This is a genomic window from Flavobacterium gillisiae, assembly GCF_900107635.1.
In the GTDB taxonomy this organism is placed as follows: domain Bacteria; phylum Bacteroidota; class Bacteroidia; order Flavobacteriales; family Flavobacteriaceae; genus Flavobacterium; species Flavobacterium gillisiae.
The window spans coordinates 33,757-51,945 of sequence record NZ_FNRD01000009.1; the positions used below are offsets into that span (position 1 = coordinate 33,757).

At 35.3% G+C, this 18,189-nt stretch carries 15 protein-coding genes; 10 read left to right on the forward strand and 5 right to left on the reverse strand.

Translation table 11 applies throughout. The features are described 5' to 3' along the window. Positions 1-95: 95 nt before the first annotated feature. Positions 96-788 (reverse strand): zinc metallopeptidase, encoded by a 693-nt coding sequence (locus tag BLV35_RS12830; RefSeq protein ID WP_091090813.1) that lies wholly within the window; start codon positions 786-788, stop codon positions 96-98. 364 nt (positions 789-1,152) lie between these two features. Next, positions 1,153-4,125, reverse strand: a complete 2,973-nt coding sequence (locus tag BLV35_RS12835; protein ID WP_091090816.1) for a leucine--tRNA ligase — start codon at positions 4,123-4,125, stop codon at positions 1,153-1,155. A 161-nt stretch (positions 4,126-4,286) separates the two neighbouring features. Between BLV35_RS12835 and BLV35_RS12840 the strand changes: the two genes are divergently transcribed. Genes BLV35_RS12840 through BLV35_RS12860 form a run of 5 tightly spaced genes read left to right on the forward strand, consistent with a single transcriptional unit; the run spans position 4,287 to position 7,460 of the window. Next, entirely contained in the window at positions 4,287-5,162 is an 876-nt protein-coding gene (locus tag BLV35_RS12840) for a cell division protein FtsX (protein WP_091090820.1), read from the forward strand. Positions 5,163-5,198: 36 nt separating this feature from the next. Beyond that, the gene (locus BLV35_RS12845) at positions 5,199-5,441 is read left to right on the forward strand and encodes a DUF3098 domain-containing protein (RefSeq protein WP_091090823.1); all 243 of its coding nucleotides are present in this window, start codon (positions 5,199-5,201) and stop codon (positions 5,439-5,441) included. Next, positions 5,442-6,227 (forward strand): undecaprenyl-diphosphate phosphatase, encoded by a 786-nt coding sequence (locus BLV35_RS12850; RefSeq protein WP_091090827.1) that lies wholly within the window; start codon positions 5,442-5,444, stop codon positions 6,225-6,227. Then, the gene (gene truB / locus BLV35_RS12855; RefSeq protein WP_091090831.1) at positions 6,227-6,922 is read left to right on the forward strand and encodes a tRNA pseudouridine(55) synthase TruB; all 696 of its coding nucleotides are present in this window, start codon (positions 6,227-6,229) and stop codon (positions 6,920-6,922) included. The genes BLV35_RS12850 and truB overlap by 1 nt, the downstream gene beginning before the upstream one ends. Positions 6,923-6,929: 7 nt before the next feature. Further along, complete coding sequence (locus BLV35_RS12860; RefSeq protein ID WP_091090834.1) at positions 6,930-7,460, forward strand: hypothetical protein; 531 nt, start codon at positions 6,930-6,932, stop codon at positions 7,458-7,460. A 7-nt stretch (positions 7,461-7,467) separates the two neighbouring features. Here BLV35_RS12860 and BLV35_RS12865 read toward each other — a convergent pair whose 3' ends face one another. Next, positions 7,468-8,085, reverse strand: coding sequence for a thioredoxin family protein (locus BLV35_RS12865; RefSeq protein WP_091090837.1), 618 nt, complete (start codon positions 8,083-8,085; stop codon positions 7,468-7,470). 107 nt (positions 8,086-8,192) lie between these two features. Between BLV35_RS12865 and BLV35_RS12870 the strand changes: the two genes are divergently transcribed. The 4 genes from BLV35_RS12870 to BLV35_RS12885 all read left to right on the forward strand — a co-directional run bounded on the left by BLV35_RS12870 (position 8,193) and on the right by BLV35_RS12885 (position 12,965). After that, the gene (locus BLV35_RS12870; RefSeq protein ID WP_091090841.1) at positions 8,193-8,972 is read left to right on the forward strand and encodes a patatin-like phospholipase family protein; all 780 of its coding nucleotides are present in this window, start codon (positions 8,193-8,195) and stop codon (positions 8,970-8,972) included. 68 nt (positions 8,973-9,040) lie between these two features. After that, positions 9,041-9,748: a UMP kinase gene (pyrH, locus tag BLV35_RS12875; RefSeq protein WP_091090844.1), complete on the forward strand. Its 708-nt coding sequence runs from the start codon at positions 9,041-9,043 to the stop codon at positions 9,746-9,748. Between the two features lie 39 nt (positions 9,749-9,787). Then, positions 9,788-10,351, forward strand: coding sequence for a ribosome recycling factor (gene frr / locus BLV35_RS12880; protein ID WP_091090847.1), 564 nt, complete (start codon positions 9,788-9,790; stop codon positions 10,349-10,351). A 115-nt stretch (positions 10,352-10,466) separates the two neighbouring features. Then, positions 10,467-12,965: a DUF5686 family protein gene (locus BLV35_RS12885; protein ID WP_091090851.1), complete on the forward strand. Its 2,499-nt coding sequence runs from the start codon at positions 10,467-10,469 to the stop codon at positions 12,963-12,965. Here the strand turns inward: BLV35_RS12885 and BLV35_RS12890 are convergent. Together BLV35_RS12890 and BLV35_RS12895 are read right to left on the reverse strand one after the other, a co-directional pair. Then, positions 12,962-13,291 (reverse strand): DMT family transporter, encoded by a 330-nt coding sequence (locus tag BLV35_RS12890; RefSeq protein WP_091090854.1) that lies wholly within the window; start codon positions 13,289-13,291, stop codon positions 12,962-12,964. The two genes, BLV35_RS12885 and BLV35_RS12890, sit on opposite strands and share 4 nt — an antisense overlap. Before the next feature lie 3 nt (positions 13,292-13,294). Continuing rightward, entirely contained in the window at positions 13,295-15,565 is a 2,271-nt protein-coding gene (locus tag BLV35_RS12895; RefSeq protein WP_091091324.1) for a cation:proton antiporter, read from the reverse strand. A 211-nt stretch (positions 15,566-15,776) separates the two neighbouring features. Between BLV35_RS12895 and BLV35_RS12900 the strand changes: the two genes are divergently transcribed. Next, the gene (locus BLV35_RS12900) at positions 15,777-18,188 is read left to right on the forward strand and encodes an efflux RND transporter permease subunit (protein ID WP_091090858.1); all 2,412 of its coding nucleotides are present in this window, start codon (positions 15,777-15,779) and stop codon (positions 18,186-18,188) included. Position 18,189 lies beyond the last annotated feature (1 nt).

The window sequence follows — 18,189 nt, forward strand, 5'->3', positions numbered from 1 at the left end:
AAAATGAGATAATTAAAAAAACCGTCTCATTCATAAAACGAGACGGCTTCTATCCATACAGAAAGAATTATCAAATTAACACATTTTCTAATTACCTAATCTCTTCGACTACCGCCTCCCATATAAATGGAAACGTAATATAATAATGTAGCAATAGACCCCAACGCGGCCACTACATAAGTTCTGGCAGCCCATTTCAAAGCATCTTTGGCACCATCATGTTCTTGTGGTGTAAGCATTCTTTTATTCTCTAGCCAAGCCAAAGCACGATGGCTAGCATCATACTCCACCGGTAAAGTTACTATTGAAAAAATAGTGGTTGCTGCAAACAGCACAATTCCAAAAAGTAATAACTGCGGAAAACTATTCATCAATAAAATACCACCTATCAGAATCCATTGCATGTACGACGAAGCCACATTTACAAACGGAACTAATTTAGAACGCATCGTTAACCATTGATAACCCACGGCATGTTGTACCGCATGACCGCACTCATGAGCCGCTACAGCCGCAGCAGCCGCATTGCGTTGATTATATACTGCCTCACTTAGATTCACCGTTTTATTAACCGGATTGTAATGATCTGTCAATTGCCCAGCTACCGAAATCACACGCACATCGCGAATCCCATTATCAGCAAGCATCTTCTCAGCAATTTCAGCACCGCTCATTCCGTTTTGCAGTTGCATTTTAGAATAATGTTCAAATTTACTTTTCAGTCTTGAACTTACTGCCCAACTTGCCAGCATAATTGCACCGGCAAGAATCAAATAACTCATTCCCATATATTTTGTTTTTTAGTTTACTTCTTGTTTAAAGTTACAAATTACAATGCAAATTCTACACCAAATTTTAAGAATGTCAATTTGGCATCAAGGAAATCAAATCCCAAATAGAAAAATCCCAAATTCTAACACAAACAACATTTAGGAAAAAAAATCGGAAACACATAGAATAATAGGCTTCAAAATACTTCATCCTCTTATAGAAAGCTGGCTTTTTAAGGTAGCTCTATAAATTCTATGAAGAATAAAATAACTTCTCACAATCTACTTCCCTATGACTCTACGTGTTTAAAAATTAAAAAAAATCCCAATCATAATGAATTACAATTGGGATTTAGATTTTTAAAGAATAGTGCTTATACGCTTAGCCAACCAAATTAATGATCTTACCGGGCACAATAATCACTTTATTTGGTATTCTACCTTCTAATTGTTTTATCGTCCTTTCGTCTTTCATGATGATTTCTTCGATTTGATCTTTGGTTAAATCCAAAGGCAATTCGATAGTGAAACGCATTTTTCCATTAAAAGAAACGGGATATTCTTTACTGCTTTCTATTAAATGTTTCGGTTCGAAAACAGGAAAAGGCACCGTTGCAATAGAACCTTTATTTCCTAATAACGACCATAGCTCTTCGGCAATGTGTGGCGCATAAGGCGAAATCACGATAGCCAATGGTTCTAGAATAGCGCGAGAATGACAGCCTTGAGTTGACAATTCATTCACACAAATCATAAATTGCGAAACCGAAGTATTGAAAGAGAAATTCTCAATATCATCAGCCACTTTTTTAATGGTTTTGTGTAATGTTTTTAAGTTGTCTTTTGTTGGTACTGCATCAGTAACAATCAAATTGTGTTCGTCAAAATACAAACGACATAGTTTTTTTAAGAATCCAAAAACTCCCGAAATCCCCGCTGTATTCCAAGGTTTCGCTTGTTCTAATGGCCCTAAGAACATTTCGTACAAACGCAAAGTATCTGCTCCGTATTCATTACAAATGTCATCTGGAGTAACTACATTGTATTTTGATTTAGACATTTTCTCTACTTCGCGACCTACAATGTATTTACCATTTTCATCACAAATGAATTCAGCATCTTTATAATCTTCTCTCCATTTCTTGAAAGCTTCAATATCCAATTCATCAGATGAATTTACCATTGAAACATCCGCGTGAATTTTTCTAAACACCACGTAATCGACTTGTTCTTTTGTCAATCCTCTTTTTAGAAATATTTCTTTGTAGTTGTCCCAAAGAATGTTTTTATCAGATGTCAAATCTACAGAGCCTTTAAAATAATTTGAAGACATAAATACATCCAGAGCCCCTTCCTTTTCAAATTGAACAGCTTGATATACAAAAGCACTAGTCCCCAAGATCATTCCTTGATTGATCAATTTCTTGAATGGCTCTTCTGTAGGCGCAAACCCCTTGTCTTTTAAGAATTTATTCCAAAAACGAGAGTACAACAAGTGACCGGTCGCATGTTCGTTACCACCAATGTACAAATCGACACTTTCCCAATAGGCCAAAGCTTCCTTGCTTGCAAATTCGTTTTCATTCTTTGGATCCATATAACGCATCCAGTAAAACGAACTACCTGCCCAACCTGGCATCGTGTTCAGTTCTAAAGGAAATACGGTCAAATGATCTACTAAATCAGTATTAACAACTTCATTTTTAGTCGTGTCCCAAGCCCAAACTTCAGCGTTTCCTAAAGGCGGCAAACCATCTTCCGTTGGTAAATACTTTTCTACTTCTGGTAGTACAATTGGTAAATGCGTTGCATCAATCATTTGCGGCAAGCCATTTACATAATAAACAGGAAACGGTTCTCCCCAGTATCTTTGACGAGAGAAAACAGCATCACGCAAACGGTAATTTGTTTTCCCTTTCCCTTGATTTATTTTTTCTAAGGCTTCAATTGCTTTGTAGGTTCCTTCTTTATATCCTAATCCGTTTAAGAAATCAGAATCTACTAATTTGAAACCGTCTTTAGATCCAAAAGCCGCTTCTGAAATGTCTTTATCAAAAATATTTTTGATTGCTGGCATTCCGCTTTGTCCTTTGAAGAAATTGGCAAAAGCATAATCTCTTTCATCTCCGCAAGGAACAGCCATAACAGCTCCAGTTCCATAACCAGCCAAAACATAATCTCCTATCCAAACCGGAATAGGTTCTTTTGTAAAAGGATGCTCAGCATACGCTCCTGTAAACACTCCTGAAATGGTTTTGACGTCAGCCATACGCTCTCTTTCAGAACGTTTTGACGTTTTCTCTATATAATTGCTAATCGCTTCTTTTTGTTCTGGAGTCGTAATTTGGGCAACTAATTCATGTTCTGGTGCCAAGGTCATAAACGTAACTCCAAAAATAGTATCAGGACGCGTTGTGAAAACCGCAATTTTCGCTTCTGAATTCTGAATATTAAATTCGACTGTAGCGCCAAATGATTTCCCGATCCAATTTCTCTGACTTTCTTTGATGCTTTCGCTCCAGTCAATATCATTTAGTCCTTGCAACAAACGTTCCGCATAAGCAGAGATACGCATACTCCATTGCGTCATTTTTTTACGAACCACGGTGAATCCACCACGTTCCGAAACTCCGTTTACGATTTCGTCATTTGCCAAAACTGTTCCTAATCCTGGACACCAGTTCACTTCAGTCTCCGCTAAATAAGTCAATCTGTATTGCAACAGAACTTTCTCCTGCTGCTCTTTTGCGAAAGCGTTCCATTCACTTGACGTAAAAGGCGCTATAGCATCATCACAAACGGCATTGACTGTAGCGTTTCCTGATTTCTCAAAAATAGCCACCAAGGTTGAAATATCTTCCGCCTTATCATTGTCTTTGTTGTACCAAGAATTAAATAATTGGATAAAAATCCATTGCGTATGTTTGTAATAATCTGGATTAGACGTGCGCACTTCCCTACTCCAATCGAATGAAAACCCAATTTTGTCGAGTTGCTTTCTATATCCAGCTATTTTATTTCCTTCTTTATCATAACCACCATCAATATTCACTGAAGTAGTATCCTCCGGACGCTGCCCAGTTTGAATCGCATACTGTTCAGCTGGCAATCCAAAACTGTCATAACCCATTGGGTGTAAAACATTAAAACCTTGATGTCTTTTATATCTCGCATATACATCAGATGCAATATATCCCAGAGGATGTCCTACGTGCAGCCCTGCTCCTGATGGATAAGGGAACATATCTAACACATAATGTTTTGGTTTCTCAGAGTTATTTACAGCAGCAAAAGTTTGATTTTCTGCCCAATATTTTTGCCATTTGGCTTCTATCTCGTTCGGATTGTATTTCATTTAGGTGACAAAGTTACAAAGTGACAAAGTTTCTTAGACTTTCACTCCTGAATTATAAAGTTGCAAATTTACGTTTATTGTACGAAAATTGAAACTTTGGACGTTATTAACTTCATATAAAGAAATTCTTTATTATTTTTACCCCATAATTAAAGTAAACTATGAGTTCTTCATTTGATAGGTTTCAAAAACGCAGGTTAATTTCCTCTTATTTCTCGGTTGTTCTAAGTGTATTCTTAGTATTATTCCTATTGGGAATATTAGGCCTTTTTATTATAAATTCTAAAAAACTAGCTGACGATTTTAAAGAAAAAATTGCCATGACGGTATTTTTCAAAAACGAAGCAAACGATAGCATTCTAAAAGCTTTTGGAGGTGAATTAAAAGTTGCACCCTATGCAAAATCTACGGTTTATGTAACTAAAGAACAGGCTGCAAAACAACATACAGACATAATAGGCGAAGACTTTATGACATTTTTGGGCGAAAATCCATTGCAAAACTCATTCGACATTCACCTAAAAGCAGATTATGTTGAAAAGGATTCCATTGCTAAAGTGGAGAAAAAATTACGACTAAACCCTATGATCTCCGATATTGTTTATGATAAGCAATTAGTGAATTTAGTAAATGATAATATTAAGAAAGTGAGTATGTGGATTTTAATAATCAGCGGATTCCTGACTTTCATAGCTGTTTTATTAATCAACAGTTCTTTGCGACTGTCGATTCACTCTAACCGATTTATCATTAAAACCATGCAAATGGTGGGCGCGACAAAATCATTTATCAGAAAACCGTTTGTTATGCGCAGCATCAAACTAGGAATGCTAGGTGCTACTTTAGCTATACTTGCTTTGATTGGTGTATTAATTTATGTTGAAACTAGCTTTCCTGATTTAGGAATTCTTGACAACAAAATTCTTATCGCAGGTGTTTTATTAGCCGTCTTAGGAATTGGCATTTTGATTACTTGGATAAGTACTCACTTTGCGACACAGAAATTCTTGAATTTAAGAACAGACGATTTGTATTAATTTTGATTTCAGAATTTAAAAAGTAAAAAAGCATAAATGGACGATAAAGACACAAAACAAGATTTTCTTTTTGGAAAAATAAACTATACCATTTTACTAATTGGTATTGGAGTAATTGCTCTAGGATTCATTCTAATGTCAGGCGGAGGAAGTGATGACCCTAATGTATATAGCGATGCTATTTTTAATTTTAGAAGAATTCGTCTCGCTCCAACAACCGTTTTAATTGGTTTTGGAATTACAGTGTACGCTATACTAAAAAATCCAAAGAAAGCATAAATGAATACATTACAAGCTATTGTCCTTGCTATTATCGAAGGGATTACTGAATTTTTACCCGTTTCTTCTACTGGACATATGATTATCGCTTCTTCCTTTTTTGGGATTGCAAGTGATGATTTTACAAAACTTTTTACCATTGTAATTCAATTGGGAGCTATTCTCTCGGTTGTGGTTTTGTATTTCAAACGTTTCTTTCAGACTTGGGATTTCTATTTTAAATTGTTTGTTGCTTTTATTCCTGCTGTAGTTTTAGGATTATTATTCAGCGATATGATAGATGAATTATTAGAAAGCCCTGTCACGGTTGCCGTTTCTCTTTTACTTGGTGGTATTGTTTTACTAAAAGTAGACGATTGGTTCAATCATTCAGAGGATACTAAAGTCACCTACCTAAAAGCATTTAAAATTGGTTTATACCAATGTTTAGCAATGGTTCCCGGAGTTTCTAGGAGTGGCGCAAGCATCGTGGGTGGAATGTCTCAAAAACTAGCCCGTACATCGGCAGCTGAATTTTCATTCTTTCTTGCCGTTCCTACTATGTTTGGTGCAACTGCAAAAAAATGTTACGACTATTACAAAGATGGTTTTGTCTTGACTCATGACCAAATCAATTTATTGATTATAGGTAACGTTATCGCTTTTATAGTGGCGCTTTTAGCTATTAAAAGTTTTATCGGATTTTTAAGTAAAAAAGGGTTTAAAGTATTTGGTTATTACCGAATTGCTGCCGGAATTATTTTACTGATTATTCATTTTTTCATTCATCCCCTGACTATCATTTAATGACAGACGAAGACTACTTAAACGGACAAATTTTATTGATTGACAAGCCTTTGAATTGGACTTCCTTTCAGGCGGTAAATAAATTAAAATATGCGCTGATTAACAAATTGGGACTTCCTAAAAAATTTAAAATTGGTCATGCAGGAACTTTAGATCCGCTTGCTACAGGTTTGCTTTTAGTTTGCACTGGAAAATTCACTAAACGAATTACAGAACTTCAAGGTCAAGCCAAAGAATATACTGGGACTTTTTTTATTGGAGCCACAACTCCGTCCTACGATTTAGAAACTGAAATAGACGAGACATTCCCTACTTCACATATAGACGAAGTATTAATTCATGAAACGGTAAAGCAGTTTTTAGGAGAAATAGACCAAATTCCGCCTATTTATTCTGCGATAAAAAAAGAAGGCGTTAGACTATACGAACATGCACGTGCAGGTAACACCGTAGAAATCGCATCTAGAAAAACTACCATTCACGAATTTGAAATAACCAGAATTGCACTTCCTGAAATTGATTTCAGAGTAGTTTGCAGCAAAGGTACCTACATCCGTTCTTTAGCTTTTGATTTTGGAAAGGCAATGAATTCAGGATCTCATTTGACGGCCTTGCGCCGTACAAAAATTGGAGACTATGATGTGAAAGATGCTGTGGATGTTGTTGTATTCGAAGATAATTTAGAATCAAAATAATCCTATTTTGAAACGTCTAAAAACGATATTATTCGCACTATTTTTTTGCGGAAGTCTTTTTGCTCAAGACAAGAAAATCACTTATACTCAATTTGACGTCACTGTAGCCTTCACCGGCAATCCTAACAGAGGAGAAGTTGATCCTTACACTAACACAAAAGAATCTTGGTTCCTTCCCGACGGTATTGGATCAAAATTAGGCTATGGTCTACGCTATAAAAAGTGGGTTGGATTAGGAATTCATGGAGGATTGAACTGGGATTGGTCAAACAAATTAGTAGTCGCTCCCGTTTTTGCCAATTTTAGATTAAGTCCAAAAATAGGTGAAGAAACCAGAATTACACTCCAACTTGGACTTGGAAAAGCAATTGCATTAGGTCGCGGCAACTTAACTGGCGATTACAAAAAAATTAGCCTCGGGATACAAAACGACGATGACATTGTTCTTTTTATTGAAGTAAACCACTATGATTTTCCAATCAACAATCAAAGAGATTCAGGAAATATAAGTTTAGGGATTTCCTTAATCAGCTTCTAAAATACAGTTATTCTTCTTCTTTGTCCAAGTCAAGCATCATCCAAATAATTTCTTCTTGCGAAGACAAGCCTTTATCATGTAAGTACCACAATTGCAAATCGGTTTTTGCCGTTTCATCAATAGCGCCGTGTTCTTTTTTATAATTCGCAATTAAATCAGTGGCTCCTTTAGGTCGAGGTCCCCAATGTGCCAGTCCGCCACCTGTTTCTCTACTAATAACGATAAGTTTAGGGATCGCTTTGCCTTTGTTAGTTAAAAACAAATTCATTAACTCTTCATTTTCATCACGCAAAACAATTTTCATCTCTATTTTTCCATCAGAGGCAGCGACCATTTTATCAAATACAGGAAGTAGTTGCGCTGCATCACCGCACCAGCCTTCAGAAATAACCAACCAAATGTAATCGTTTTTTAAGGATTCCAATTTTTGAGCATTCTCTTGCGGTATCTTTAAGGTCTTTTCTAAACGATTCATACGCGTCTCATTTAGATGGCTATAATTAGTTAAAGCAGCTGACTGCTCATTACCGGTAGATTTATCGTCCTTTAATAAATCTGAAACTAATTTTCTATATTCGGAATAGGAATGACTGTTGAATAATGCTTTAGCAATCGATTTTCTCATGATTTCTCTTTATTTATGTAAAGTTAAAACAATTTAATAATTTTTAACATGACAAAAGTCACTTAAAAAGAAGCAAAATAGTAATTTTAGAACAAATAAATAAGGAAATGGATTTCAATTCAAAATCAATTGGGCTTGTACTTTCAGGGGGAGGATCTAAAGGTATCGCTCATGCAGGTGCGATTAAATTTTTAGAAGAGCAAAACATTCACCCCAATCGAATTGCTGGAACAAGTGCAGGTGCAATCGTAGGTGCAATGTATGCCTGGGGAAAGACTCCTGATGAGATTTTAGATTTTTTCAAGTCGGTATACCTGTTTCAGTGGAGGCATTTCACTTTTAAAAAAGCAGGATTGATAGATTCCGAATCCTTTAAAGAATATTTTCACACTATTTTTAAAGATGCTACGCTTGCAGAATTAAAAATACCTACACAAATAACCGCAACGGACATGGTTAGAGGAAGGTTAAAAATATTTGAGTCGGAAACAAAAATTAGTGATGCCCTTTTAGCGTCTTCTGCATTTCCTGGAATCATATCGCCTTTTGCAATTAACGGAGATCTCTATAGTGATGGTGGCATTTTGAATCATTTCCCAACGGATGTATTACAAGGTCAATGTGACAATATCATTGGTGTTTATGTGAGTCCTATTCAAAAAATAGAAGCCAAAGATTTAAATTCGATAAGAGCAGTAACCACCAGAGCTTTTGATATTCTTTCTGCCAATTCGAACCTGCAAAAATTTAATATCTGTGAATGGGTAATCGAACCTAAAGAACTTAGCAATTACAGCACTTTTGAAATGAATAAAGCGAAAATGGATACCATTTTTAAGATTGGTTATCAAGCAGCAAAGACCTCCTTTGAAAAACTAAATTTATAAAAACTAAGCGACACTATTTCAAAAAAAAAGAATATCACTATATTTGCAGCAAACAACTCAACATACACATGAAATACAAAAGAATTCTTCTGAAATTAAGTGGTGAAGCTTTAATGGGCGACAGACAATACGGTATTGACCCAGTAAGATTAGCTGAATATGCCGAAGAAATCAAAAAAATTCACGACAAAGGGATAGAAATAGCCATTGTAATAGGTGGTGGAAATATTTTTAGAGGAGTTGCAGGAGCCAGTAATGGAATGGATCGCGTTCAAGGAGATTACATGGGAATGCTAGCCACAGTTATCAACGGAATGGCTTTGCAAGGTGCATTAGAAGACAAAGGAATGCTTACTCGTTTACAAACTGCTTTAAAAATCGAAGCTATTGCAGAACCTTATATCAAAAGAAGAGCAGTACGTCACCTTGAGAAAGGTAGAATCGTAATATTTGGCGCTGGAACTGGAAACCCATATTTCACAACAGATACCGCAGCAGTTTTACGTGGCGTAGAAATTCACGCGGATGTAATCCTAAAAGGAACACGCGTTGATGGAGTTTATGATTCAGATCCTGAAAAAAATGCAAATGCTGTTAAATTTGATTTTATTTCTTTTGACGATGTAATTAGCAAAGGACTGAATGTAATGGATTCCACTGCATTTACATTAAGCCAAGAAAATAAATTGCCTATCGTTATCTTCGATATGAACAAACAAGGCAATTTATTGAAAATCTGTGAAGGAGAAAACATAGGAACAGTAGTAAATATATAATCCCCTAAATCCCCGAAGGGGACTTAAAAACTGGAAATAATGACTGAAGAAATTGAATTTATATTAGATAGTACTAAAGAATCGATGATTGGTTCTATTGCCCACTTAGAAAAAGAGTTTCTAAATATTCGTGCAGGAAAAGCATCTCCAGCAATGCTAGGAAGTGTTTTTGTAGATTACTATGGCTCGGCAACTCCGCTTTCACAAGTGGCAAAACTAAGTGTTCCTGATGCAAGAACCATCACGCTTCAGCCTTTTGAAAGAAACATGCTTCATGCTATTGAAAAAGCAATTATGGTAGCAAACATTGGGTTCAACCCAATGAATAATGGTGACTTGATTATTATCAGCGTTCCGCCATTAACAGAAGAAAGAAGACGCGATCTTGCTAAACAAGCAAAAGTGGAAGCAGAAGATGCAAAAATAGGGGTTCGTAACGCTCGTAAAGATGCCAATTCTGATATCAAAAAATTAGAAAAAGAAGGAACATCTGAAGACATTTGTAAAAGTGCCGAAGAAGAAGTTCAAACCTTAACTAATAGTTATATCAAAAAAGTAGATGAACTTCTTGTTCATAAAGAAGCTGAAATTATGAAAGTGTAACTTTCAATCAAATAATAGTATAATCCGTCCCGTTTACATAGCGAGACGGATTTTCTTATTCTTATTAAATTCATACCATAATGTAATTGTGGCCGTTTTGTAATAAACCTTTTTTATGAAGCATTTTTGTCTACTGTTGTTCTTTTTTACTTTTTCAATTCAGGCTCAATTTCAGCTAAACGGAATTGTAAAAGAATCCACAGCAAACAAACCGCTTGCTTTTGCCACCATTACTGCTGCTGACGGCGCCACTACCATTTCAGATGTAGACGGAAAATTTAGCATTTTCTCTAAAAACAGCATTGCCTTTTTTGATGTTTCTTACATTGGACATTTTAAAACTACGGTTCCTGTTTTAAAAGAAAAGAATTATTATGCCGTTTTCCTGACACCTAAAAGGGATGACTTAAAGGAAGTTTTTATTTCGAATAAAAATCCTGCCTTGGCCATTATAAAACAGGCCATTGAAAATAAAAACAAGAACAATCCCCAGTTAAGGCTAAAAACTTTCGAATTCAAATCCTATAACAAGCTAATTGTCTCCGCTAACCCTGACTCGTTAAAAGGAGAAATTGATTCGGTATTTATTGAAAAATCGATTGGCAAAACCTTCTCTAAAATCGATTCCTCAGCTTATAAATTTAAAGAGATTGTAAGCAAGCAACATTTGTTTCAAACGGAGAAAGTATCGCAGTATCAGTTTGGCAACCAAAAATTAAAAGAAACGATTTTAGGAACAAAAATGGCCGGTTTTAAACAACCTATTTATGAGATTTTAGCCTTCAATCTACAATCTTTTTCAGTCTACGATTCCCGCTACGAGCTTTTTGAAACAAAGTACAACAGTCCGATTGCTAATGACGCCTTAAACGATTACAATTATAAATTACTTGACACCATAGCGATAGATGGTAGACGATCGTACATGATTTATTTTAAAAATAAAAAGAAAAGTAAAGCCTCAGGATTGGAAGGAGTACTATATATAGACCAAAGTAATTTTGCCGTTTCTAAGGCTATTATGCGAATAAAAGGAGTTCTTGACATCAGTGGAATCCATGAATTCCAATACATTCCTCAAGAAGAAATTTGGTTCCCCATTCGGAAAACGTTTAAAATTGTAAAAGGAAAAAATGACGATGATATAAAAATTCTTGGAGGAACCGTTCAATTTGAAGGTGACGTTGAAAAAGATTTCAAAGCGAGAAAAAAAACAGCTTCGGATTTCACCTATCTATTGTCTAAAACGGATAATTTCGACATCCAATATAATACGCCAATCAAAATAAAGCAAAGTTATATTTCTGTCGAAATAAAAGGAGATGCGATTAATAAACCAGAACGTTTTTGGGATTCCTACCGGAAAGACAGTTTGGACATTCGAAGCCAAAAAACCTATTTAGCGTTAGATAGTATCGCCGTTAAAAGAAGAATAGCAAGTCGAATTCGTTTTGGCAGAAAAATCATCAACGGGTTTTTACCTTTAGGTTTTTTTGATATGGACTTACGTAAAATTATAAGTTACAATAACTACGAAGGGTTTCGATTGGGTTTTGGAGGTATTACGAATGACCAGTTTTTAAAAAATTTCAGAATCGAAGGCTATTCTGCTTACGGTACAAAAGACGGGAATTTCAAATATAATGCAGGTTTATCCGCACGTGTGGGTAAATTATCTGATTCCTGGATTGGCATATCTTATACTGATGATGTTAGGGAGATTGCAAATACTTTATATGTTGTCGAAAAAAGACCCTTTAAACTATACGATCCAAGACCTATAAACATCAGTACCTTTTATAATTACGTGAGTTGGAAAGCCTCTTTGAAAACCCAAATTATTCCTAAAACAGAAAGTATTTGGACGCTCAATCGCTCTGAAATCGAACCCAAATTTAATTATGTCTATAATTTAAACGGAAAATTATACTCGAATTACATCATGACAACAGCTATGGTTTCCCTGCAGTGGAGCCCTTTCAGTGACTATATGCAAACGCCAACGGGTAGAGTTGAAGTGGAAAAACGTTTTCCAAAATTCACTTTTCAGTTTACACAGTCTTTACCGAAAGTATTAGACAATGACTTTGAATTCAGTAAAATCGATTTTAAAACAGAATTTGAGAAGAAATATTTGAATGGCCAAAAAACAAATTTGCTTTTCGAAGCAGGCTATGCCATAGGTGATGTTCCGTTAACCCATTTATACAACACCTCGCCAAATAACATTACGAAAGAAACCATTATTCAAAGAATCACCTTTGCGGGGAAAAATAGTTTTGAAACGATGTACTTCAATGAGTTTTTCTCGAATGAGTTCGTCTATTTCCAATTTAAACATGGCTTCAACAGAGTTACTATTTTCAAGAAAGTCAAACCTTCCTTAGTTCTAGTATCTAGAATGGCGTGGGGAAATTTACAAAAACCAGAGCAGCATGCAGGATTGAATTACAAAACCCTAAATGAGGGTTACTTTGAATCTGGAATAGAACTTAACCAAATTTTTAAAGGACTTGGACTTACCGCATTTTACCGTTATGGCCCTAATCAATTGCCTCAACTTGAAGACAACATTGCCGTAAAACTAAGCTACGTTCTTAACCTAGGACTTTAGTGACTGGAAACAAACTTTAAGCCAATAATAGAAGCTATTAAAGTCGTCAAAAAGAATATTCTCCAAAAAGTAGCTGGTTCTTTGAATACAAGAATTCCAACCAAAACCGTTCCTACTGCTCCAATACCAGTCCATACCGCATAAGCAGTACCAATAGGCAATTCTTGGGTTGCCTTATACAGCAACAACATGCTTATAGTTAGGCAAACTACAAAACCCAACATCCAATACGTCGATTCAACACCTTTTGTTTCATTGGCTTTGCCTAAACAAGAAGCAAAACCTACCTCGAATAATCCTCCAATGATTAATAAAATCCAATTCATAAATTACGGCTTAATAATTAAAACAGAGGGAACGCCAATCAACCAATCGCTATCTGAGTCAAGTACTGACTTCCAACTTTCAAGGCTAATAAGCATCAAGTCCTGCTTTTCTAGGAAAGACAAACTTACCACCTTATCAGTAACTATCGATAAATTATCCGGGTGAATTTGTTCTAAAGACGTCACTGCACTTTGAATAACAAAATTATTCTTTACATGTCCGTTTACATCCAAAATGGTAATCTTTGAATTATTATTGTAAATTAATTTTTGGGCATAGTCAATTAAAAAAGAATCATCCGATTTGAAAATTGGAATAAATACATGATCTATATCTTGAAATTCTTTATCAATCAAAATCCCCAATGGCATTTTTGTTTTGGCAACAATTTGGCGGGTTCTTTCGTCAAAAGGAGAGTTTTCAAACAAGCCTTCCTTACCTGTAAATTTGTCTATTAATCGGTCTGGATTTATAATTCTCGTCGTAAAACCAATTACTTTACCCAGAATAGTTCCTTCAAAAATAGACTTTCCTAAACCTACAAGCAACAAGTCATAATCCCCTTGGTTAGCCACATCAGCAATCTCAGATTCGATATCAATCGTTGCTTTAAAAATAGTGTCGATTTCAATATTCAACAGCTCTGATTCTTCAAAAATAGGTAAAAAACTGTCTTTTTCTTTCTCGTCCATATTGAACGTATGCAATTCATCACTAAGCGAAAGATGCATTGCGGTCACAATAGAATTACTTTTTTGTTTTTTTGTCAAGCTATTCGCTAATCGCAATAGCGATTTCCCTTTTTCGTTGTTTCCAAATGAAAATAGTATTCTATATTTACTATGATTGATTATTTCTTCGGCATCAGGCAAACTCTTGTCTTTAAACAAATAATTAATTAGATCTAAAGCGGGACCGGTCATAAAAGTGGTTACCAGCGCCATAATTACCATCATGGTAAAAACTTCAGGAGTTAAAACCTTAAGTTCTAAGCCTATATTTAATACAATTAATTCCATTAACCCTCTGGTGTTCATTAAAGCACCAATAGTTAAGCTGTCTTTCCAGTTTTGCCCCACAAATTTTGCCGCCAATGCACTTCCTAAGAACTTGCCCACAACAGCAACCATAATAATTGCTCCAGTAACTTTCCATAAATACGGATCATTGATAAGTCCGATTTCTGTCTTCAATCCCGTGAACACAAAAAACAAGGGTAACAAAAGAATCACCGCAACATCTTCTACTTTCTCGATAAATATCATTCGGAATTTAGTAACGTCTGGCATAATGGATCCCATCATAAAAGCTCCAAAGAGAGCATGAATTCCAATTACTTCTGTAGCATATGAGGAAAGAATTAGAAAAAGAAAGAAAATAGCCATTACTGGTTTTCCAATACTATCCTTAGAACCATACAAATCACCTATTCTTTTCAAGAAAGGTTTGACGATAAAAATCATTGCCACAACATAAATAACGGCAAGCGAAATAACATATAGTGAACTTAAAAAATCGCCCGCTTTCACTATTGCGATTACCACTGCAAGCAAGCACCAAGCTGTAATATCGTCAGCCGCTGCGCATGTAATTACAATAGCTCCAAGTTTAGTTTTGTGAATTTCTCTTTCCTGCACGATTCGCGCTAGAACTGGAAAAGCCGTTATACTCATCGCAATTCCCATAAATAAACTAAAAGAAAGAAATTGAACACCTTCTGGCGCAAATTGGTTAAATACAAAATAAGACAAACCAATACCCAATGCAAAAGGAATGACAATACTGGCATGACTTATAACAATTGCTTCACTGGCTTTGTTTTTTAGCACTTTAATATCGAGTTCCATACCAATAACGAACATGAAAAGGATAAGTCCTATCTGACTAAGAAACTTTAAATTTCCTAAAGATTCCACAGGAAACAAAGCCGCCGAAAAACCAGGGAAATACATTCCCAATAATGATGGTCCCAGAACAATTCCCGCTATAATTTCACCAATAACAGTTGGCTGACCAATCTTTTTGAAAATCCAGCCAAAAAGACGAGCTACTAGGATAATCATTACAATTTGAGCTAATAGTATTGCCAAAGGATCTTCAAAATTATGTTCCATGGAAGATATGAAATCATTCCACGAACCATTTCCCGTCTCTGAAACCGCTAGATTGTTTCTTCTTTCCAGTAATTTCCCCTTAGTAATAATCCAATAAATCAATGCCGTAAAACCACCGGTCACCCCTATATAAAACAAGGTATTTTTATATTTTTTCAAGTCCATTTTACAGTAGTGTATTAATTTAAAAAATCATACAAAGATGTAAAATTCTATAATACGTTTTACAAGGCGAAAATTAATTTTTAAGCGAAATAAAAACGCGAAATAAAACAGTTAAAAATCAAGTCTAAACCAGCTAAAAAGATTCCTTTAATTCATAGCTTTTATGGTGGTATTCACTACCTTTGCACCCATTTTTAACACACTTATGAAAAAGAAATTAAAAGTAGGATTTTGGGAATTTATTGCCCGTATCGTACTTAAAAACAGAATCGTTATCCTTGGTGTTATTGTTTTTATAACACTCTTTTTAGCACTGCAATGGAAAAACATACAGTTTTCATTTACGGAGGCTAACCTACTTCCAGACAACCACATCATCAATAAAGAATACAATGCCTTTCTAGACAAGTTTGGGGAAGAGGGAAATCTAATTGTTGTAGGTGTTAAAGATGATGCTTTTTTTACTCCAAAAGCCTTTGCTGCCTGGACTAAATTAATGAGCGAACTAAAAGCACAAAAGGCAGTGGATCTGATTATTTCAATCAGCGACTTGAAGAAATTGCAAAAAAACGAATCTCTTCAAACTTTTGAATTAGTACCGTTTGTTGACCAAAGTCAAACAGTTAACAAAGCTTACCTAGATACTATCAAAAAAGATTTGTTCCAAAACATGCCTTTTTACGAAGGTTTGCTTTTCAACAAGAAAAATGGAACGATACGCTCAGCCATTTATTTGGATAAAAAAATCGTAAACACAGCACATCGTAAAGACTACATTGTCAATGATTTTATCCCAAAAATTGAAGCTTTCGAAAAAGAGACCGGAATAGACTTACGTGTTTCCGGAATGCCTTACATCAGAACGCTTAATGCGATGAGCATTATGAACGAAATTAGTTTATTCATAGGGGTTTCATTACTGCTGACTTCTTTGATATTCTTTTTCTTTTTCCGTTCCTACAGAGCTACCTTAATTGCAATTATAATTGTAATCATTGGTGTTATGTGGACGTTTGGACTACTTGGATTATTCCATTATCAAATTACGGTTCTTACTGCTCTAGTGCCTACACTGGTTATCGTAATTGGAATACCCAACTGTATTTTCTTGACTAATAAATACCAACAGGAATACGTTGCTCATGGAAATAAAGCTCGTGCATTACAACGTGTAATTACTAAAGTAGGAACAGCAACTTTGATGACCAACTTAACCACAGCTGCCGGTTTTGCCACTTTTATTATTACCAATAGTGAGTTATTAAAAGAGTTTGGTATCATCTCCTCGTTAAGTATTGTCGCCCTATTCTTTTTATGTCTTATCATCATACCAATTTACTACAGCTATCAACCTGTTCCAAAAGAAAAACACCTGAGACACTTGAGTCGCAATTACACAAAAGTGTTCATGGCTTGGATCGAAAAAATGGTAAAATACAACAGACGACATGTCTATCTTGTAGCTATATTTTTATTTCTAATAAGCAGCATTGGTGCTTTCAAAATTAAAACTTCCGGAAGTTTGATCGAAGACATGCCGAAAAACACTGGATTTTATCAAGATATTCTTTTCTTCGAACAAGAATTTGATGGTATTATGCCATTGGAAATTACGATTGACACCAAAAGAAAAAAAGGAGTCATGAAACTCTCTACCTTGAGAAAGATGGATGAACTTCAAGAGACTATTGAAGAAATTCCCGAACTTTCAAAACCAATCTCCATTCTAAATTTAGTTAAATATTCTAAGCAGGCGTACTATAATGGTAATCCTGAATATTATGATTTACCTACTTCTCAGGAGCAAAGTTTCATTCTGGGTTATGCCAAAAACGCAACTAAAAATACCCAAAACAACATCATGAAAAGTTATGTAGACAGCACGGGTCAAGTGGCTCGTATCACGACTTTCATGAGAGATATTGGAACTGGAAACATGGCGACAATCGAAAATAAGCTTTGGACCAAAATCAATAAAATCTTCCCTTCTGATCGCTACAAAGTGGTGATGACCGGAAAAGCATTAGTTTTTGAAAAAGGAACAAAGTACTTACTTGACAATTTATTGATGTCCCTGCTTTTTGCAGTCTTTCTGATTTCTTTATTGATGGTATTTATGTTTCGCTCTTTCAAAATGGTGGTCGTTTCCTTAATCCCTAATCTATTGCCGTTAATGATTACCGCTGGATTAATGGGTTATTTTGGCATTCCGCTAAAACCATCCACTATATTAGTTTTTAGTATTGCGTTTGGACTTTCAGTGGATGACACGATACATTTCTTAGCACAGTACCGTCAGGAATTAACTCGAAATAACTGGAAGATAAAAAAATCAGTTTTTGCTACCATAAGAGAATCAGGATTGAGTATGTTCTATACCTCGGTCGTTTTATTTTCAGGATTTTCTGTATTTATGCTTTCAGATTTTGGTGGTACCGTTGCCCTTGGTGGATTAATCGCCATTACATTGGCTTTCGGAATGCTGTCTAACTTGATGTTATTGCCTTGTTTAGTATTAACTTTAAACAAATCGTTAACCAACAAACAGGAGTTTATCGAACCAAAAATTGATGTTTTGAGCAAGCCTGAAAAAGAGACCAAAGATTCAGATAAATAAT